21 protein-coding genes are annotated in these 18,186 nt (G+C 62.2%); 9 read left to right on the forward strand and 12 right to left on the reverse strand.

Features of this window, described 5'->3' with window-relative positions; all coding sequences use genetic code 11:
• Positions 1-44 precede the first annotated feature (44 nt).
• The 11 genes from rnhA to coxB form a co-directional block, all read right to left on the reverse strand.
• Positions 45-512: a ribonuclease HI gene (gene rnhA / locus BM216_RS08070; RefSeq protein WP_092997660.1), complete on the reverse strand. Its 468-nt coding sequence runs from the start codon at positions 510-512 to the stop codon at positions 45-47.
• The gene (locus BM216_RS08075) at positions 509-1,489 is read right to left on the reverse strand and encodes a homoserine kinase (protein ID WP_092997663.1); all 981 of its coding nucleotides are present in this window, start codon (positions 1,487-1,489) and stop codon (positions 509-511) included. Before BM216_RS08075 ends, rnhA begins: the two co-directional genes overlap by 4 nt.
• A 78-nt stretch (positions 1,490-1,567) precedes the next feature.
• A complete protein-coding gene (gene ispH / locus BM216_RS08080) occupies positions 1,568-2,593 on the reverse strand; it encodes a 4-hydroxy-3-methylbut-2-enyl diphosphate reductase (RefSeq protein ID WP_092997666.1) in 1,026 nt (341 codons plus the stop codon).
• Between the two features lie 78 nt (positions 2,594-2,671).
• Entirely contained in the window at positions 2,672-3,439 is a 768-nt protein-coding gene (locus tag BM216_RS08085; RefSeq protein ID WP_092997669.1) for an SURF1 family protein, read from the reverse strand.
• The gene (locus BM216_RS08090) at positions 3,436-3,930 is read right to left on the reverse strand and encodes a L,D-transpeptidase family protein (RefSeq protein ID WP_092997672.1); all 495 of its coding nucleotides are present in this window, start codon (positions 3,928-3,930) and stop codon (positions 3,436-3,438) included. Before BM216_RS08090 ends, BM216_RS08085 begins: the two co-directional genes overlap by 4 nt.
• A gap of 105 nt (positions 3,931-4,035) precedes the next feature.
• The gene (locus BM216_RS08095; protein ID WP_092997675.1) at positions 4,036-4,914 is read right to left on the reverse strand and encodes a cytochrome c oxidase subunit 3; all 879 of its coding nucleotides are present in this window, start codon (positions 4,912-4,914) and stop codon (positions 4,036-4,038) included.
• Between the two features lie 59 nt (positions 4,915-4,973).
• Positions 4,974-5,594: a cytochrome c oxidase assembly protein gene (locus BM216_RS08100; RefSeq protein ID WP_092997678.1), complete on the reverse strand. Its 621-nt coding sequence runs from the start codon at positions 5,592-5,594 to the stop codon at positions 4,974-4,976.
• A 41-nt stretch (positions 5,595-5,635) separates the two neighbouring features.
• Entirely contained in the window at positions 5,636-5,776 is a 141-nt protein-coding gene (locus BM216_RS34000) for a hypothetical protein (protein WP_162939422.1), read from the reverse strand.
• Complete coding sequence (gene cyoE / locus BM216_RS08110) at positions 5,773-6,729, reverse strand: heme o synthase (RefSeq protein ID WP_092997681.1); 957 nt, start codon at positions 6,727-6,729, stop codon at positions 5,773-5,775. The genes BM216_RS34000 and cyoE overlap by 4 nt, the downstream gene beginning before the upstream one ends.
• 58 nt (positions 6,730-6,787) lie before the next feature.
• On the reverse strand, positions 6,788-8,488 hold the full coding sequence (ctaD, locus tag BM216_RS08115; protein ID WP_092997684.1) for a cytochrome c oxidase subunit I: 1,701 nt from the start codon (positions 8,486-8,488) through the stop codon (positions 6,788-6,790).
• A 15-nt stretch (positions 8,489-8,503) separates the two neighbouring features.
• Positions 8,504-9,418, reverse strand: coding sequence for a cytochrome c oxidase subunit II (gene coxB, locus BM216_RS08120; RefSeq protein ID WP_092997688.1), 915 nt, complete (start codon positions 9,416-9,418; stop codon positions 8,504-8,506).
• 382 nt (positions 9,419-9,800) lie between these two features.
• Here coxB and BM216_RS08125 point away from each other — a divergent pair, with 382 nt between their 5' ends.
• The 7 genes from BM216_RS08125 (at position 9,801) to BM216_RS08155 (ending at position 15,524) form a co-directional block, all read left to right on the forward strand.
• Entirely contained in the window at positions 9,801-10,433 is a 633-nt protein-coding gene (locus BM216_RS08125; protein WP_244530120.1) for an invasion associated locus B family protein, read from the forward strand.
• A gap of 28 nt (positions 10,434-10,461) precedes the next feature.
• A complete protein-coding gene (locus BM216_RS08130) occupies positions 10,462-10,977 on the forward strand; it encodes a YcxB family protein (RefSeq protein WP_092997691.1) in 516 nt (171 codons plus the stop codon).
• A 98-nt stretch (positions 10,978-11,075) separates the two neighbouring features.
• Positions 11,076-12,491 carry a metalloprotease TldD gene (gene tldD, locus BM216_RS08135; RefSeq protein ID WP_092997694.1) on the forward strand — a complete coding sequence of 472 codons (1,416 nt, stop codon included), beginning with the start codon at positions 11,076-11,078 and terminating at the stop codon, positions 12,489-12,491.
• A gap of 7 nt (positions 12,492-12,498) precedes the next feature.
• Entirely contained in the window at positions 12,499-12,993 is a 495-nt protein-coding gene (locus BM216_RS08140) for a GNAT family N-acetyltransferase (protein ID WP_092997697.1), read from the forward strand.
• Between the two features lie 3 nt (positions 12,994-12,996).
• Positions 12,997-13,422, forward strand: coding sequence for a bleomycin resistance protein (locus BM216_RS08145; protein ID WP_092997700.1), 426 nt, complete (start codon positions 12,997-12,999; stop codon positions 13,420-13,422).
• A 185-nt stretch (positions 13,423-13,607) separates the two neighbouring features.
• Positions 13,608-14,399, forward strand: coding sequence for a sulfite exporter TauE/SafE family protein (locus BM216_RS08150; RefSeq protein WP_092997702.1), 792 nt, complete (start codon positions 13,608-13,610; stop codon positions 14,397-14,399).
• A 72-nt stretch (positions 14,400-14,471) separates the two neighbouring features.
• Positions 14,472-15,524, forward strand: a complete 1,053-nt coding sequence (locus tag BM216_RS08155; RefSeq protein ID WP_092997705.1) for a polysaccharide deacetylase family protein — start codon at positions 14,472-14,474, stop codon at positions 15,522-15,524.
• Between the two features lie 5 nt (positions 15,525-15,529).
• On the opposite strand, the gene pdxH is transcribed toward BM216_RS08155, so the two are convergent.
• On the reverse strand, positions 15,530-16,150 hold the full coding sequence (gene pdxH / locus BM216_RS08160; protein WP_092997708.1) for a pyridoxamine 5'-phosphate oxidase: 621 nt from the start codon (positions 16,148-16,150) through the stop codon (positions 15,530-15,532).
• Positions 16,151-16,214: 64 nt separating this feature from the next.
• Here pdxH and BM216_RS08165 point away from each other — a divergent pair, with 64 nt between their 5' ends.
• Both BM216_RS08165 and BM216_RS08170 read left to right on the forward strand, forming a co-directional pair.
• Positions 16,215-16,670 (forward strand): RT0821/Lpp0805 family surface protein, encoded by a 456-nt coding sequence (locus tag BM216_RS08165; protein ID WP_244530121.1) that lies wholly within the window; start codon positions 16,215-16,217, stop codon positions 16,668-16,670.
• A 301-nt stretch (positions 16,671-16,971) separates the two neighbouring features.
• The gene (locus BM216_RS08170; protein WP_092998480.1) at positions 16,972-18,084 is read left to right on the forward strand and encodes a DnaJ C-terminal domain-containing protein; all 1,113 of its coding nucleotides are present in this window, start codon (positions 16,972-16,974) and stop codon (positions 18,082-18,084) included.
• The last annotated feature ends 102 nt before the right edge of the window (positions 18,085-18,186 follow it).

Consider the following 18,186-nt stretch of genomic DNA (forward strand, 5'->3'; position numbering starts at 1 on the left):
TTCGACCAGGCGGACCATAGCCGTGCGCCGATCGGATCGGCGCTTCACTTCACCAGAAGCGACCTGCCCAGATTCGGCTTCTTGAACGGCGCCATGCCGAGGCGGGCCAGTTCGTCGGCCCGCTCGTTTTCCGGATGACCGGCATGGCCTTTGACCCAGTGCCACTTGACCTTGTGACGCTGGTTGGCGGCACCGAGCTGCTGCCAGAGTTCACCATTCTTGACCGGCTTCTTGTCGGCGGTCTTCCAGCCGTTCTTCTTCCAGCCGAAGATCCACTTCGAGATACCGTCCATCACATATTTGCTGTCTGTGTGGAGATCGACCTCGCAAGGGCTCTTCAGCGCGTTCAGCGCGGAGATCGCCGCCATCAGCTCCATGCGGTTGTTGGTCGTTTCCGCCTCGCCGCCGTTCAGCTCCTTGGTGGTCTCACCGTAGCGCAGGATGGCGCCCCAGCCGCCGGGGCCGGGATTACCGGAGCAGGCGCCGTCGGTGAAGATCTCGACATGCTTCATGGTGTGGCCACCTCGATATTGGGGGCATATTCGGCCGTCGTGGAAACCTGCCGATGGAAGCGCAGCTTGCGCAGATATTCGAGCGGATCCTTCTTCACCACAAGCGCGCCTTCCGGCGTCGTCAGCCAGTCATAGAGGCGGGTGAGGAAGAAGCGCAGCGCCGAGCCGCGCGACAGGACCGGAAGCGCATCGCGTTCCGCCGCCGAGAGCGGGCGGACGGAGCAATAGCCTTCAAGCAGCGCCGAACCCTTGGTGACGTTATAGGAACCGTCCTTCTCGAAGCACCAGGCGTTGAGGCAGATCGACACGTCATAGGCGAGCAGGTCGTTGCAGGCAAAATAGAAATCGATCAGGCCCGACAGCTTGTCGCCGAGGAAGAAGACGTTGTCCTGGAAGAGATCGGCATGGATGACACCGGCCGGCAGGTCCTTCGGCCAATGCGCTTCGAGATAGGAGAGTTCGGCGGAAATCTCGTCCTCAAGTCCCTTCTCCACCTCGTCGGCGCGCTCGGCCGACTTGTCCCACAGGACCTTCCAGCCTTCGAGCGACAGGGCATTCGGCCGCCTGATCTCGAAACCTTCACCGGCGAGATGCATCTCGGCCAGCGCCCGGCCCACTTCGCGGCAGTGCTTCGCCTCGGGCTTGCGTAGCCACATTCCTTCGAGGAAGGAAATCAGTGCCGCCGGGCGGCCGGACAGTTCGCCCAGCAGCTCGCCATCCCGGCGCGGCAGTGGCAGCGGGCAGGACAGGCCGCGTTCCGAAAGATGCTGCATCAGGCCGAGAAAGAAGGGCAGATCCGACTTTTCCACCCGCTTCTCGTAGAGCGTCAGGATCAGCGGATCCTTCGTCGTGTGCAGCAGGAAATTGGAATTCTCGACGCCCTCGGCGATGCCCTTGTAGGAGGTCAGCTCGCCGACATCATATTCGGCGAGAAAGCGATTGAGGTCGATTTCGGTAATGTCGGTGTAAACGGCCAAGATGTCCCCGCTCTGATTCTCGCCGGATTGCAGTATCGGGACACTTCCTAGCGGCTCTACTGGCCCTTCGCTAGGGGCTTATCCGACTGTCGCCGGACGCTCGCCATTCACCCAAGCCATGTCTTCGACCGTCAGCGGCACGCTGCGAAGTTCGCGATTGACGAGGAAGTTTTCGGTTTCCTCGGCGGTGATCGCAAGCTCGATCTCCGCTGAGAAACGCTGCTTGAAGGCCTCGATGATCTCGTCGACGATGACTTCCGGGGCGGATGCACCGGCAGACAGGCCGAGCGTGCCGATATTGCCGATCTCATCCCAATTCAGCTCGGAGGCGCGCTGCACCAGCAGCGAGCGCTTGGCCCCTGCCCTCAGTGCCACTTCGACGAGGCGCTTGGAATTGGACGAATTGGGAGCGCCGACGACGATGAAGAGATCGCAGCCGGGGGCGGCTTCCTTCACCGCTTCCTGGCGGTTGGTGGTTGCATAGCAGATCGAGTCGGCTGCCGGCGCCGTCAGGTTCGGGAAGCGTTCCTGCAGCTTGGCGATGACGCCGGCCGTATCGTCGACCGAGAGCGTCGTCTGGGTAACGTAGCCGAGGTTGTCGGGGTCTTCAGGCATATAGGCTTCGGCATCGGCGATCGTATCGACGAGCGAGACCGTGCCGGGCGGCAGCTGGCCCATCGTGCCGATGACTTCCGGATGGCCGGCATGGCCGATCAGCACGACATGGCGGCCGAGGCGCTGGTGACGCATCGCCTGCTTGTGTACCTTGGATACCAGCGGGCAGGTTGCGTCGAGATAGAAGAGGTTCCGCGCCTGGGCGTCTTCCGGCACGGATTTCGGCACGCCATGGGCGGAAAAGACAACCGGCTGCTCGCGATGCTCGGCGGGGATCTCGTGCAGTTCCTCGACGAAGACGGCGCCCTTGGCTTCCAGACCTTCCACGACATAACGGTTATGGACGATCTCGTGGCGGACATAGACCGGCGCGCCGTATTGCTTCAACGCCAAAACGACGATCTGGATCGCCCGGTCGACGCCGGCGCAGAAACCGCGCGGACCGCAAAGCCTGATCGTGAGAGCCGGTTTGGTGACCTGGATATTCATTCCGCGTCCGATGTTCGTGGTGCGTTTGCTGTGCCTCATATAGGCGAGCCAATTAAGGCGCGCCAACAGAAAATGTCGTTACCGCCCGCCGCCGTCCGGCATATCGGGCGATCTGCGGCTGCGCCACCACATGCCGAAGACGACGGCGAGGAGTGCCACGGCCAGCCCGTACCAGGTCACGGCATATTGGAGATGGTTGTTCGGCAGGTCGAACTGCGTCACCCCGCCCTTCGGCCAGCCGCCGGGATTGGTGACGGCCGCATCCGCATCGACGAACATCGGGATGACATTGGAAAGCCCCGCGTTGGAAGCCATGGCATCGAGATCCTTCCAGTAGAAGATGTTCTTCGCCAGATCATTTTCCGGCACGATCATCGATGGCTTTTCGGCCAGCTTCGAGCGCGCATAGCCGGTGATCGCCTGCTCGCCCGTCACCTCGCCGGCAGCCCTCGTCGACGGCTCCTTCATCTCATAGGGCACGAAGCCGCGATTGATTAAGATCATGCGGCCGTCCGTAAGCGCCATCGGGGTGTAGATGTAAAAACCGGTGCGCCCCTCGAACGTGGCGAAGAAATGCCGTTCCTTCGTGTGGTCGAACGTGCCGGAAAGCGACACGCGGCGATATTCGACATCCTCGCCGGCCGCGAGCGCCTTTTCGACCTCCGCCAGCGGAACGGGTTCGGCCGAACGACGCGCGGCGATATCGGCCAGCAGCCCTTCCTTCCAGTAGAGCCGTTCCACCTGCCAGGTGCCGAGCACAAGCAGGAGCGCGAGCGAGGCGATGACGAGGATGGCGGTCAGGATGATGCGTGGGCTGCCGCGTGTTGTCTTCGTCACTACCGTCATGGCCTGATCTCGATCGGCGTGCCGTTTTCGACGAGTGCCCAGATCTCGTCCATCTCCGCATTGGTGACGGCGATGCAGCCATTGGTCCAGTCGAACCGCTGGGTGACCGGCGAAAACCAGCCGAAATGGTTTCGCTGGCCGTGAATCATGATCATGCCGCCGGGATCCTCGCCGGCGTTGCGGGCGCGCTCCGTATCGGCCTCATTCGGATAGGAGACATGGATGGAGCGATGGTAGCCGCTCTTGCCGTTGCGCCAATCGAGAACGTACCTGCCCTCGGGCGTGCGTTCGTCGCCTTCCGTTTCCTTGTGCCCGACGGGCGAGCCGCCAAGCGCGATGGAATAGCTCTTGATCACGGCATCTCCGTTCATGATCTGCATCCGCCGCTCGCTTTTCATCACCAATACATGGGTGACTGCTTGCGCCGCCGCTCCGCCTGCCGGCCAGACGAGCATCAATGCCAGGGCAAGCCATCGAACAGACCATCGCATGCGTCAAATTTCTCCATCGCGGCCGAAGCTGCAGTGATCGATCGCGAACAAAAAAGGCGGGCGCATGTCCGCGTCCGCCTTCGATGGGATGAAGGACTTCGCCCGTTACAAATGCGCCAGCGGCGCGCCCCATCCACCCCAGATGTAGATGGAGAAGAACAGGAAGAGCCAGACCACGTCGACGAAGTGCCAGTACCAGGCGGCGGCCTCGAAGCCGAAATGGCGTTCCGGGGTGAAGCCGCCATTGATGGCACGCAGCAGGCAGACGATCAGGAAGATCGTGCCGATCAGCACGTGGAAGCCGTGGAAGCCGGTAGCCATGAAGAAGGTCGCGCCATAGATCGAGTTGGCAAACTCGAACGGGGCGTGCATGTATTCATAGGCTTGGACGAAGGAGAAGAGCACGCCGAGCGCCACCGTCAGCGCCAGCCCGGTAACAAGGCCCTTGCGGTCGTTATGGAGCAGCGCGTGGTGAGCCCAGGTGACGCAGGTACCGGACAGAAGCAGGATGATCGTGTTGTAGAGCGGCAGGTGCCAGGGATCGAGAACCTCGATGCCCTTCGGCGGCCATTGCCCGCCCATCGCTTCGACGCGGGAGGCCTGGATCGCCTCGCCCGGATAGAGGCTGGCGTCGAAGAAGGCCCAGAACCAAGCGACGAAGAACATCACCTCCGAGGCAATGAACATGATCATGCCGTAGCGCAAATGCAGCGAAACGACCCGAGTGTGGTGGCCTTCACTGCCTTCCTTGATCGTGTCCGACCACCAGCCGATCATCACATAGACGATGATGGCGAGACCAATGAAGAAGATCCACGGCGTCGCCCAATTGAGGCCGAACATGTGGAACTCGCTGCCCTTGAGGTAGCGCATGTAACCGACACCGCCAAAAGTGATGACGAAGGCGCCGATTGAGGCCAGCAGCGGCCAGGGGCTCGGATCGATGATGTGGTAGTCGTGATGTTTCTGATGCGCATCGGCCATGTCAGAATCCCCGGTGAATGCCTCTCCACCGCCTGAAGTCATCCCCAGGCGGGCTCCTCTCAAAGCTTGGTTTCAGGCCCTTCCTCATCCTTCCTGACGGCGGCGACGGGTTTCGTCGGCTCGCTCGGATAGAAGGAATAGGAAAGTGTGATCGTCCTGATATTTTTCGTTTCCTCCGCCTTCACGATCTCCGGATCGACGAAGAAGATGACGGGCATGGAAACGCTTTCGCCCGGCTGCAGCGTCTGCTCGGTGAAGCAGAAACACTGGACCTTGTTGAAATAGGCGCCGGCTTCCATCGGCGTGACGTTGAAGACCGCAGTACCGGTCGTCGCGACCGGCGAGCGGTTGGTGGCGGTGAATTCCACCTGCACAGTCTCGCCGATCTTCGGCTTGACGGACTTGGCCGGCTTGAACTCCCAGTTCAGGCCGCTCGAGACATTGGCGTCGAAAGTGACCTGCATGGTGCGGTCGAGAACGGTGGTCGAATATTGCTCGACGCGCTGGGTCGTGCCGTTATAGCCGGTGACCTGGCAGAAGAGGCGGTAGAGCGGGACGGACGCATAGGCGGCGCCGACCATGCAGGTGACGAAGACCGCGCAGCCGGCAAAGATCGAGGCGTTGCTGACACGCTTCGCCTGCGCCCTGCCCGGCCTTCCGCTTTGAACCTCGCCTGTCATGTCGCTCCTCCCCAGCTCCATTTGGCCCTGTTTCTCTCAGCCTAGTTCCAGAACCCGCCGACCTTTACCAGCGTGATCACGTAGAAAAGGACGCATAGCCCCGCGAGAACAAGGCCGAGCGCCACATTGCGGTTTCGCCGTGACTTCTTCTGCGCCTCGCTGAGCTTGATGGTGTCGATCAAAGCAGGCCTCCGACGAACCGGACGATATCGCCTGCGACGTGATCGAACAGCAGGCCCGAGAAGATCGCGAAGAGATAGAAGATCGAATAGAAGAACATCTTCCTCGCCGGCACCATCTTCTCGTCGCCATCGGGCATGCGCAGAACAAGGACGGAATAGAAGATGAAGATGGCGCTGAGGATGCCGGCGAAGATGCCGTAACCGATGCTGGCGAGACCGGTGAAGCTCGGCGCGACGGCCACGGCCATGGTCAGCAGCGTGTAGACAAACATCTGCCGCTTGGTGGACCGCTCGCCGACGACATTCGGCATCATCGGAATGCCGACGGAGCCGTAGTCGCGCATCTTGAACAGTGCCAGCGCCCAGAAATGCGGCGGGGTCCAGAGGAATGTGATCATGAACAGGATGACGCTATCGAGCGACACGCCGCCGGTGACGCAGGCCCAGCCAAGCATGGGCGGGAAAGCGCCGGCAGCGCCGCCGATGACGATGTTCTGCGGCGTCGAGCGCTTCAGCCACATCGTGTAGATGACGGCGTAGAAGAAAATGGTGAAGGCGAGCAGGCCTGCGGCGAACCAGTTGACCGCGAGACCGAGGATCGCGACCGAGAAAGCCGAGAGCGTCAGGCCGAAGGCGAGCGCTTCCTTGGGCAGGATGCGGCCGGCCGGGATCGGGCGCTTGGCGGTGCGGGTCATGACCGCGTCGATATCGGCGTCGTACCACATGTTGAGCGCGCCGGACGCACCGGCGCCGACGGCGATACAGAGGATCGAGATGACGGCGAGAACCGGGTTCAAATGGCCCGGCGCCAGAACGAGGCCGGCAAGGGCCGTGAAGACGACCAACGACATGACCCGCGGCTTCAAAAGCGCGAAGAAATCACGCGCATTCGCCTCGGAAAGGAGCTTTCCTTCCTCGTTGCCAATGACGTGGGTGGGGTCGATGACAGTCATTTCACTTCAAATCCTGATGGTCTCCCGGGCACCGCGTCGGCACCCGGGTTAGAAAGTCTTACTTGATGCGGGGAAGCTGTTCCCACTGGTGATAGGGCGGCGGAGAAGACAGCTGCCATTCCAGCGTCGTCGCACCATCGCCCCACGGGTTATCACCGGCAACCCGCTTCTTGGCGAAGGCTTCCCATACGCCAAACAGGAAGATCAGTACACCCACGAAGGAAATGTAGGAGCCGACCGAGGAAACGTAGTTCCAGCCGGCAAACGCATCCGGATAGTCGATATAGCGACGCGGCATGCCGGCGAGGCCGAGGAAATGCTGCGGGAAGAACACCAGGTTGACGCCGATGAACATGACCCAGAAGTGCAGCTTGCCGATCGCCTCGTTGTACATGTAGCCGAACATTTTCGGGAACCAGTAGTACCAGGCGGCGAAGATGGCGAAGACGGCGCCGAGCGACAGCACGTAGTGGAAATGGGCCACGACGTAATAGGTGTCATGCAGCGAACGGTCGAGACCGGCATTCGCCAGCTGCACACCCGTCACACCGCCGACGGTGAACAGGAAGATGAAGCCGATCGCCCAGACCATCGGCGTCGCAAAGGTGATCGAACCGCCCCACATCGTCGCGATCCAGGAGAAGATCTTGATGCCGGTCGGCACCGCGATGACCATCGTGGCGAAGACGAAGTAGCGCTGCGCATCGAGCGACAGGCCGACCGTGTACATGTGGTGGGCCCAGACGATGAAGCCGACGGCGCCGATCGCCACCATCGCATAGGCCATGCCGAGATAACCGAAGATCGGCTTGCGCGAGAAGGTCGAGACGATGTGGCTGATGATGCCGAAGCCGGGCAGGATCAGGATGTAGACTTCCGGGTGACCGAAGAACCAGAACAGGTGCTGGTAGAGTATCGGGTCACCGCCGCCTTCCGGCGAGAAGAAGGTCGTGCCGAAATTGCGGTCTGTCAGCGCCATGGTGATGGCACCGGCGAGAACCGGCAGCGAGAGCAGCAGCAGGAAGGCAGTGACAAGGACGGCCCAGGCAAAGAGCGGCATCTTGTGCAGCGTCATGCCAGGAGCGCGCATGTTGAGAATGGTGGTGATGAAGTTGATCGCGCCAAGGATGGACGACGCACCGGCGACGTGCAGCGAGAAGATCGCGAGATCCACCGCAGGCCCCGGATGGCCGGAGGTCGAAAGCGGCGGATACATGGTCCAGCCGCCACCCGCGCCATAGGCACCGGCCGGGCCTTCGACGAACATCGACAGCACGAGCAGCAGGAAGGCCGGCACGATCAGCCAGAAGGAGATGTTGTTCAGACGCGGGAAAGCCATGTCCGGCGCGCCGATCATGATCGGCACCATCCAGTTGGCGAAACCGCCGATCATCGCCGGCATGACCATGAAGAAGATCATGATCAGTGCGTGCGCCGTCGTGAACACGTTGAACATGTGCTTGCCGCCGTCGATCGCGGCGTCACCTTCGAAGCCGTAGACGATGGAAGCCAGGCCGTGGAAGATCTGGATGCCGGGTTCCTGCAGCTCCATGCGCATGGCGACAGAGAGAAGGCCGCCGATAATGCCCGCCATGATCGCGAAGATCAGGTAGAGCGTGCCGATATCCTTGTGGTTCGTCGAAAACAACCAGCGGGCGGCAAAGCCCGGCTTGTGATGATGATGGTCGCCATGGGCGTGGGCATCGTCATGCGCGGAACGGGCGTGAGAATGATCGTCGTGGTGGGTCGTGTCAGCCATTGTCCTCGCCTCCCCTTACTTCACATCGTTTGCAGCAACATCGACGTCGCTTGCAGTTTTTGTACCAGCATCGGCAAGAAGCGCCTTGTACGCTCCCGGCAGATCGTTGGCAGCGGCGGCGAGCCAGGCGGTGTATTTCTCGTCAGAGACGACTCGGATGGCGATCGGCATGAAGGCATGGTCCTTGCCGCAAAGCTCGGAGCACTGGCCGTAATAGAGGCCTTCGCGCTCGGCGCGGAACCAGGTTTCGTTCAGGCGGCCCGGGACAGCGTCGATCTTGACGCCGAAGGCGGGCATTGCGAAGGCGTGGATAACGTCGGTCGGCGCGGCGGTCACGAGCATGCGCACGGTCTTGTTGACCGGGATGATCATTTCGTTGTCGACGGCGAGAAGGCGCGGATAGACCGCGACATCTTCCTTGCCGGCGGCGGCGCGGTCGCCTTCCTTCAGCATGTAGCTGTCGAAGGCGACGGGGGTCTCACCGGAGCCTTCATATTCGTAGTTCCACTGCCACTGGGTGGCGGTGGCCTTCACCGTCATGTCGCTTTCCGGAATTTCCAGCTGCGCATTCAGAAGATTGAAGGACGGGATCGCGAGCAGGAAAAGGATCAGCACCGGCGCGATCGTCCAGATGACCTCGATCACGCTATTATGACTGGTGCGGGACGGGACCGGGTTCTTGTCGGCGCGGAACTTGACCGCGACCACGACGAGAAGCGCCAGGACGAAGAGCGTGACGGGCACGATGAACCAGAGCGAATAATGCTCGAACCAGCGAATCTGGTGCATGATTCCGGTTGCCGGTTCCTGTAGATCCAGCTGCCAGGGATGCGGTTGATCCGCGTATGCCACCGAAGTACCCGCCAGCCCCGCAAGCGAGGTGGCGAGCAGACAGATGGAGCCCATCATCACTGCACTAGCCCTGTTCATCACAAACTTTCTCCCCATGCGCCTGATCCAGATCAAATCGTACGCAAGCCTCCAAGCTATAAGCTTGGTTCAACCATAGTTTGCCTATGTCCGCAATGTCTCGCGGCAAATGCGCCTGCGGCATTTGTACGCGCAAATCCGGACATCGATTCGCGGATCCAATTCCTCCAGAATCAGGCGTCTCTCCCTCCAGAGCGACGCCTGCGAGGCAAGGATAAGCCCTTCGTGCCGCAAAATTCCACCAGAATTTGAATTGTGACCGGCTCTGCGGCTTGAACAGGGTCCCATTTTCGCCGTACTCCGCTGTGAAGTCGGCGGCGAGACTTTAAAGTCGCGCCCGTCGCGACAAGAATAGCTGCATTGATTCGCACCAGAGGTACTTATGGGTCGTCGCTCCTTGATCATCGCAAGCATTATCGCCTTGGTCTCGGCGACTGCTTCTCCGGCATTGGCCCAGCAACAGGGCGCGCGTCCGACGCCGCAGACGGCACCGCAGCCGCAGCTGCAGGCTCCTGCCGAAGGTGCGGCTCCGAAGGGACCGCAGGTTCAGGCACCGTCGGCCACCACGCCCGGCGCGCCGCAGCCCGGCAATGTCAAGGAAAGCCACGGCGCCTGGTCGATCATCTGCGACCGCCCGGCGGGTGCTACCGCCGAACAGTGCGCGCTGATGCAGAACGTCATCGCCGAGGACCGGCCGGAAGTCGGCCTTTCCGTCGTCGTGCTGAAGACCGCCGACCGCAAGGCGAAGATCCTGCGCATCCTGGCGCCGCTCGGCGTGCTGTTGAAGGACGGCATGGAGCTCTATGTCGACAACAACAATATCGGCCGCGCCTATTTCACCCGCTGCTTCTCCGAGGGCTGCTATGTCGAGGTGGAAATCGACGACGAGCTGATGCGCATCCTGCGCGCCGGCAAGAACGCCGTCTTCGCCCTGCGCGAATCCACCGACCAGGACCGCGTCGGCATTCCGGTAGAACTGAACGGCTTCGGCCCAGGCTACGACGCGCTTCCCTGACGTGACGCAATCCGCACCCGAGAACAACATGCCCGTGGAGCTCGAAGGCAGCCACAGCTTCACGGTCCGCTATGATGACGACATCATGCGCGACGCGGTTTGCGCCTTCGTCTGGCGCCGCGCGGTGATCGAACAGAAGATGATGTGGATCGTGTCGGGGCTGATGGCGGTCTCCTCGATCTATTTTCTGTTCTGGGGCGGAGCGGGCTGGATGGCCGGCGCGACGCTGGTACTCGGCCTGCTGCCGCTGGTTTTCGTCGCGATCATGTGGCGCGCCCACAAGGCGAACACCTTCGGTCGATACAGGCGCATGGGCGATCCGAAGGCGGAAATCACCATCGACGCGAGCGGGATCGACATCGTTTCCGAGCTCGGCAGCGGCAAGATCGCCTGGCGTAACGTGACCGAGGTCTGGGAACGACCAAGGGCATTCATGATCTTCAGCGGCGATGGGCAGTTCAACACGCTGCCGCGCGAAACCATGCCGGACGTAGCCCAGGCCTATCTGCGCGCAAGGCCAGTTCAGGAGCCGGTCCAAGGATAGGGTTGCTTCGGCCCAGCACCGCACCTACATCGGATCACAAAGGCGGCTTGCCGCAACAGCCTGTCAGGCAGAGACAGGTCCCGCCCAAGGAGCATTCCATGAATACCGATCTCTTGAGCCTGTTCGATACCGACGAGGCAAAGCTTCGCTCGATCGTCGCCGAAGCCCTGTCGGGCTCCGATGACGGCGAGCTCTTTATCGAACATGCACAGGCGGAATCGCTCAGCTTCGACAATGGTCGCCTCAAGGGCGGATCGTTCAACACCGACCAGGGTTTTGGCCTGCGCTCGGTTGCCGGTGAAGCGGTCGGCTATGCTCATGCCGGTGAACTGAGCGCGGCGGCTTTGTCGCGCGCGTCGGAAGCGGTTCGCGCCGTCACCGCCGGCTATTCCGGCTCCTATGCCGCTGCTCCCCAGCGTACCAACAAGAAATATTACGGCGACGAGAACCCGATCGGGCAGCCGAGCTTCGAGGCCAAGGCCAAGCTGCTCGCCGAAATCGACGCCTATCTGCGCGACAAGGACCCGAAGGTGCGGCAGGTGACGGCCTCTATCGCTGCCAGCTGGCAGGTAGTCGACATCCTGCGCGCCGACTGCCACCGGGTGCAGGACATAAGGCCGATGACGCGAATCAACATTTCCGTCGTCGCCGGTGACGGCGACCGGCAGGAAAGCGGCACATTCGGCACCGGCGGTCGCATCGGCTTCGGCGAATTCGTCGCCGACGGCAACTGGCAGGTCGGTGCCGACGAGGCGCTGCGTCAGGCACTGGTCAATCTCGACGCGATCGAAGCGCCCGCCGGCACGATGGACGTCGTGCTCGGCTCCGGCTGGCCCGGCGTTATGCTGCACGAGGCCGTCGGGCACGGGCTGGAAGGCGATTTCAACCGCAAGAAGACTTCGGCCTTTGCCGGACTGCTCGGCGAAATGGTTGCTGCCCCCGGCGTCACCGTCGTCGACGACGGCACGATCGACAACCGCCGGGGCTCGATCACCGTCGATGACGAGGGCACGCCGTCCGCCTATAACGTTCTGATCGAGAACGGCCGGCTCGTCGGCTATATGCAGGATCGTCAGAACGCCCGACTGATGGGCATGCAGCCCACCGGCAACGGGCGCCGCCAGGGCTACAGTTCCGTGCCTATGCCGCGCATGACCAACACCTACATGCTGGGCGGCGACAAGAGCCCGGAAGAGATCATCGCGTCCGTGAAGAAGGGCGTCTATGCGGTCTCCTTCGGCGGCGGTCAGGTGGACATCACGTCGGGCAAGTTCGTCTTCGGCTGCACCGAAGCCTATCTGATCGAGAACGGCAAGATCGGCCCCGCCATCAAGGGCGCGATGCTGATCGGCAACGGACCGGATGCTATGAAGCGCGTCTCGATGGTCGGCAACGACATGAAGCTCGATACCGGCATCGGCAATTGCGGCAAGGCCGGCCAATGGGTGCCGGTCGGCGTCGGCCAGCCGCATCTGAGAATGGACCAGGTCACCGTCGGCGGCACCAAGGCGTGACGTAAGGATGAGCGATATCCTCATCCGCCCTTTCGAGCCTGGCGACGAGCCGGGCATAACCGATGTAATCCTGCCGATCCAGCGGGAGGAATTTGGTATCGCGATCACCGCCCAAGACCAGCCGGACCTCACCGATATTGCCGGCTTCTACCAGACGGGCAAAGGCGAGTTCTGGGTCGCGGTGAAGGACGGCCGGATCGTCGGTACGATCTCGCTCAAGGATATCGGCAATAACGAGGCGGCGCTGCGCAAGATGTTCGTTGCCGCCGATGTCCGCGGCACTGAATATGGAGTGGCGGCACGGTTGCTGGAGACGCTGCTGGCTCATGCCTCTCATGTCGGCCTGACGGCGATTCTCCTCGGCACGACAGACAAGTTTCTCGCCGCCCATCGCTTCTACGAGAAAAACGGGTTTTCCGAGGTTACGCCTGCCGAGTTGCCCTTGAGCTTTCCGCGTATGGCCGTGGACAGCAAATTCTACCGTCTGGCACTGGCGGCTTAAGTAATGGAGAACGCCCTCGTTCCGGAACTCTCCGTCACCGACTGGCAAAAGAGCCGTGATTTCTATTGCGACCTCATCGGGTTCTCGGTCCTCTATGACCGTCCCGAGGAAGGGTTCGTCTTCCTAACGCTCGGCCGGGCACAGATCATGCTGGACCAGATTGGCATCGGCCGGGACTTCCATGGCAGCGATGCCGCTCCCGCCTACCCCTTCGGGCGGGGAATGAACCTGCAGATCATGGTTCCGGCTCTCGCTCCCATTCTTGAGCGTTTGGAAGACGCGAAAATTCCGCTCCATTTACCTTTGGAAGAAAAGTGGTACCGCCGGGGCGGCATTGAGGTCGGCAACCGGCAGTTCATCGTGGCCGATCCCGACGGATATCTGCTGAGGCTATTCGAGGATCTGGGCGAGCGGCCGCTCACAGGATGAAGAAGCCGGCCTGGATCCTGCTGTTCATCAGGATGGGCCCTCCGACTCGCGAGATCAAAGGCCTGAAATCAGCCGGCCGCCGCCGATCCGACTGCAGGACCAGGGGCGGTCGTGGCAGCGCTTGACATCCCTTACGAAATCTCGGCACTTGCTGCCGATCTTCCCCTCACCGCCATCCTGCCGTCATGACCGCCCCCGACCCATTCTCCGCCTTCCTCGCCACGTGGCTTCCAGGCGATTCCGTGGGCGAACTTGCCTTCGTTGTGTTTGCGGCGATGATTGCCGGGTTAGCGCGTGGGTTTTCCGGCTTTGGCGGTGCGCTGATCTTCGTGCCGCTCGCGGGATCGGCGACAAGCCCGCAGCTGGCGTCGGCGCTGCTTCTCGTCATTGATGGTATCATGACGCTCGGCATGGTGCCGGAAGGATGGCGCAAGGCGAACCGCCGCGACGTCTTCACCATGCTGGCCGGAGCCACAGTCGGCGTGCCTGCAGGAGCCACGGCACTTTCGCTGCTTCCCTCCGTTACCCTGCGCTGGATCATCTCCGTCGTCGTGCTCTGCCTGCTTGTCTTCCTCATGTCCGGCTGGCGTTATCACGGCCGACCGAAGACGTGGCTGACGGTAGGCGTCGGCGCCATCGCCGGTCTTTTCGGTGGTGCTGCACAAATGTCCGGTCCGCCAATCGTCGCCTATTGGCTGGGCGGGGCGATCGAGCCCAAGATCGTGCGTGCCAATCTCATTCTCTATTTCGCGCTGGCGACGGTTCTTTCCGCCACATCCTACGTCATCGGCGGTCTGCTGCCGCTCGAAGTCTTCCTCGTCGCGCTGATCGCCGGGCCGAGTTACGGCATCGGCCTTTCCGTCGGCTCGCGCATGTTCGGCATTGCCAGCGAGGAGACGTTCCGGCGCATCTGCTTCACGCTTATTGCCGCCGCCGCGATCATAGGCCTGCCGCTGCTAGACGGCATCAGGCCCTGAGGGCCGGATTCAGCAAGGCTTAACGGGTCGGAGTCTAGCCTTCCGCATCGGGGAAACGGTTATCTGACGATCATGAAAGACAGAGCGAAGGCGATCTGGCGCCGCAATGTGAAGCGCTGGCTGATCGGCGCCGGGCTTGAAGCCTCGGCGGTCGCAACCTCGGCCGGGCTTGCGAAAGACGCCCGCGGCTTTGGCGCGATCTTCACCCTGCATCACGTGCGGCCGGAAACGCAGCCCATCATCGGGCCGAACCGGCATCTCGAGATCACACCTGAATTTCTCGACGCTGCCATCGTCGAGCTGAAGGCGCTGGGCTACGAATTCATTCCGCTCTCCGACGTGCCGGCGAGATTGGCCGCGCCATCAGGGACGCCCTTTGCGGCCTTCACGCTCGACGACGGCTACCGCAACAATGCCGACCACGCTCTGCCCGTCTTTGCGCGGCATGACGTGCCCTTCACCGTCTTCGTCGCACAGGGCCTGGCCGAGCATACCCAGCCGCTCTGGTGGGAAATCATGGGCAGGCTGCTGCGGCAGCAAAGAGAGGTCAGCTTCGATTTCGGCCAAGGCGAGGAAAAACTAGAGCTGAAGACCACCGTGCAGAAGCTCGACACATTCTTCCGCTTCGCCAGCTATGTCTGGAGCGGCGACGAGCGGGAGACGGTCGGCACGCTCTGCCGCCTGGCGGAACGCTACGGCATCGATCCACTCGGCATGACCCGCGAGCTGGTGATGGGACCGGAAGAGCTTAGGCAGTTCGCAGCCCATCCGCTTGTTTCGCTCGGCGCCCATACCGTGACGCACCGCAAGCTCGCCCGTCTGAGCGCCGACGAGGCCGCCGGCGAAATGGGCCGCTCCGCCGAATGGCTGGGACAGCTCACCGGCACGCGGCCGACAATGATCGCCTATCCCTATGGCAGCAAGGAAGCGGTCGGGCCGCGGGAATTTGCCGCCGCCCGCGATCTCGGCTTTGCGATCGGGGTCACGACCCAGCCCGGCACGCTGACCAAGGCGGACCTGTCGCGGCCGACGGCCCTGCCCCGCATTTCGCTCAACGGCTATTACCAGAAGCGACGCTATGTCTCCGCGCTCGCCTCGGGCATTCCCTTCTCGCTGAAACGCTGAGAAGGTTACGGATACATCCGCACCTTTTCCCAGGCGCCGGCCGGATCCTTGCGGCGGAACTCGATCCGGTCATGAAGGCGGAACTGGCGATCGTGCCAGAATTCGATCGATACGGGTTTGATTCGGAAACCCGACCAGTGCGCCGGCCGCGGAATTTCGCCGATCGCGTAGCGTGCGGTGTATTCGGCGACCGATTTTTCCAGCGCGAACCTGCTTTCCAGCGGACGCGACTGTTTCGACGCCCAGGCACCGATGCGGCTGCCGCGCGGGCGCGAAGCGTAATAGGCGTCGGCTTCCGCGTCGCTCACCACCTCGACCTCGCCGCGCAGACGGACCTGGCGGCGCAGCGACTTCCAGTGGAAAACCATGGCGGCCTTCTTCTGGCCGAGGATCTCCTGGCCTTTCTGACTTTCGAAATTCGTGTAGAACACGAAGCCGTGTTCGTCGAAGCCCTTGAGCAGAACCATCCGGACATTCGGCAGGCCATGCTCGTCGACCGTCGCAAGCGCTACAGCGTTGGGATCATTGGGCTCGGAGGCCTCGGCATCCTTCAACCACTGGCCGAACAATTCGAACGGCTGCGATTCTTCCGTGAAGTCACGTGTTGTTAACTCACTTGAAGACATATTGACTTAATTACTCCCAATCTGATCGAACATGCCCGAGACCGTTCGCCGGACAGGACACAAGGTGACAGTGATAGCAAAGTGGATTGACCTGACAAAGAGGTGGCGTGCGGAAACAAGAACCGCGCTCTGCATCGCCTGCCTGGCCCTGCCACTTGCGGGCTGCACCAGCATGGATCTGTTCGGCGGTTCGGAAAAGGTCGATCGCTCTATCGCCACCGGCACCGTGCCGGCGCGCAACCAGTCGGAGACCAGCCTTTCCGACGAGACCACGGTTCGCAACGCCGTCAGCTCCGCGGATCTTGCCAAGATGGGCGCAAGCTCGCTTCCCTGGGCCAACACCGCAACCGGCAGCGCCGGCGTTGTCGAGGCGATCCGCGAGGACCACGACCAGGGTCGCACCTGCCGCGCCTTCCGCACCACCCGCCATTCCTACGAAGGGATCGCCATCTTTGCAGGCCAGACCTGCATGACCGGCAGCGGCGACTGGATGCTGACCGCCTTCGACAAGCAGGGCTGAGCCTCCGGTTTCCGTTTCAATCGGGCGCTTGACGCCCGCTTTCGGCCGTCCGCCACACTGTCGCCATCGGCGTTAACCCACGCTTGCGGCCATTTAATCGATTCTTTGCCATGTCGCAGGGCTCTCCCGCCTGCGTAACCACTGATTCAGCACTGCGCCCATACGTTGCTTTCCAAGTAAAAACGGAGAGCTGCGCAGCCGCATGAAGGCGCTGCCGCGCTCCGAAAAGTTGTTTTGGAGGAAGGACGGGTCCGGGATTTTTCCGAGCCGTCCCAGTGTCAGCGTAACCGGTGGTCTCACAATGCGTGATCCCTATTCTATTCTCGGCGTCAAGCGCAGCGCGGATGCGGACGAAATCAAGGCGGCGTGGCGCTCGAAGGCGAAGAGCATCCACCCCGACCACAATCGTGACGACCCCGGCGCAACGGACCGTTTCACCGAGGTCGGCCAGGCCTATGATCTGTTGAAGGATCCCGAGCGCCGCCAGCGCTATGACATGGCCGCCGATATGCATCAGACGATCGCGCAGCAGCGCGAGGCCGCCGAACGCGCCAAGGCGGCACGCGCCAACGCCGAAAAGGTGATGGAAGAACTGGCCAGGGCCCAGGCCGCCCGTGCTCAGGCCAATGCCAAGGCCGGCAAGGCCAAGCAGCAGGCGAACGACAAGGCCGGCGAAAAGCCGGACGAGAGCCCCGAGGAAACCATCGAGCGGATCTTCGGCGGCAGCCCGGAAGCCCGCGAGCGCGCCAAGGAACATGCGGAAGCGGCAGCCGAGCAGCAACGCGCCGACGATGGCCAGACCAAGGGCGAGGAGCATGTCGACCAGCGTCCGCCTCTGCCGCTGATGGCTGTCGAGCTGATCAGCAGCCTGGTCAACCGCATTCGCGGCACGGCACCGCCACCGGAAAAGGCGCCCGACTTCTCCGTCGAGGCAAAGGTGACGATATCGGACCTTTTGGCGCAGAAGCCGATCGGCCTCAGCCTTGCCGACGAACGCGAAGTGCGCGTGCCGATCGAGCCGGGCGCGACCGACGGACAGGTCGTGCGGATCAAGGGCCAGGGCCTCAAGGTGCCAGGCATGAAACAGGGCGACCTGCTGGTTTCGCTCAGGCTCGCGCGCGGCGAAAAATTCCAGGTGCAGGGTTACGACCTGCACACAATGCTGCCGATCTCGCTGCAGGACGCGGTCCTTGGCGGCGAGGCACGCGTGGAAACGCCTGCAGGCCCACGCTCGATCAGCATTCCGAGCTGGTCCGGTTCGGATCAGACGATCAAGATCGACGGTCTGGGCCTGTTCGACGATGCGGGCGGTCGGGGCAACCTCGTCGTTGAACTGAGGGTCGTGCTCTGGGACAAGCCGGACGCCAAGGTGACCGACCTGATGCGCCACATGCGCGACGGCCTGTTTCTTTAGGAAAAGCGGTGATGCGCACCCGATCGTGCCAGCCTCAAGTGGCAGGACATGATTTGGCTGCTGAGCATAGGAAGCAGGCTTTATCCACAATGATGAAGCTTG

The organism is Rhizobium sp. NFR07 (assembly GCF_900111905.1).
GTDB lineage: Bacteria > Pseudomonadota > Alphaproteobacteria > Rhizobiales > Rhizobiaceae > Neorhizobium.

Excerpts from the sequence above, each read along its gene's own strand:
- pdxH (WP_092997708.1), bottom strand. The coding sequence starts at position 16,150 with ATGTCTTCAAGTGAGTTAACAACACGTGACTTCACGGAAGAATCGCAG.
- BM216_RS08140 (WP_092997697.1), top strand. The coding sequence starts at position 12,499 with ATGAGCGATATCCTCATCCGCCCTTTCGAGCCTGGCGACGAGCCGGGC.
- BM216_RS08170 (WP_092998480.1), top strand. The coding sequence starts at position 16,972 with ATGCGTGATCCCTATTCTATTCTCGGCGTCAAGCGCAGCGCGGATGCG.
- BM216_RS08085 (WP_092997669.1), bottom strand. The coding sequence starts at position 3,439 with ATGACGGTAGTGACGAAGACAACACGCGGCAGCCCACGCATCATCCTG.
- BM216_RS08130 (WP_092997691.1), top strand. The coding sequence starts at position 10,462 with ATGCCCGTGGAGCTCGAAGGCAGCCACAGCTTCACGGTCCGCTATGAT.
- ctaD (WP_092997684.1), bottom strand. The coding sequence starts at position 8,488 with ATGGCTGACACGACCCACCACGACGATCATTCTCACGCCCGTTCCGCG.
- BM216_RS08090 (WP_092997672.1), bottom strand. The coding sequence starts at position 3,930 with ATGCGATGGTCTGTTCGATGGCTTGCCCTGGCATTGATGCTCGTCTGG.
- BM216_RS08095 (WP_092997675.1), bottom strand. The coding sequence starts at position 4,914 with ATGGCCGATGCGCATCAGAAACATCACGACTACCACATCATCGATCCG.
- BM216_RS08145 (WP_092997700.1), top strand. The coding sequence starts at position 12,997 with ATGGAGAACGCCCTCGTTCCGGAACTCTCCGTCACCGACTGGCAAAAG.
- ispH (WP_092997666.1), bottom strand. The coding sequence starts at position 2,593 with ATGAATATCCAGGTCACCAAACCGGCTCTCACGATCAGGCTTTGCGGT.
- tldD (WP_092997694.1), top strand. The coding sequence starts at position 11,076 with ATGAATACCGATCTCTTGAGCCTGTTCGATACCGACGAGGCAAAGCTT.
- rnhA (WP_092997660.1), bottom strand. The coding sequence starts at position 512 with ATGAAGCATGTCGAGATCTTCACCGACGGCGCCTGCTCCGGTAATCCC.
- BM216_RS08150 (WP_092997702.1), top strand. The coding sequence starts at position 13,608 with ATGACCGCCCCCGACCCATTCTCCGCCTTCCTCGCCACGTGGCTTCCA.
- coxB (WP_092997688.1), bottom strand. The coding sequence starts at position 9,418 with ATGAACAGGGCTAGTGCAGTGATGATGGGCTCCATCTGTCTGCTCGCC.
- BM216_RS08155 (WP_092997705.1), top strand. The coding sequence starts at position 14,472 with ATGAAAGACAGAGCGAAGGCGATCTGGCGCCGCAATGTGAAGCGCTGG.
- cyoE (WP_092997681.1), bottom strand. The coding sequence starts at position 6,729 with ATGACTGTCATCGACCCCACCCACGTCATTGGCAACGAGGAAGGAAAG.
- BM216_RS08100 (WP_092997678.1), bottom strand. The coding sequence starts at position 5,594 with ATGACAGGCGAGGTTCAAAGCGGAAGGCCGGGCAGGGCGCAGGCGAAG.
- BM216_RS08125 (WP_244530120.1), top strand. The coding sequence starts at position 9,801 with ATGGGTCGTCGCTCCTTGATCATCGCAAGCATTATCGCCTTGGTCTCG.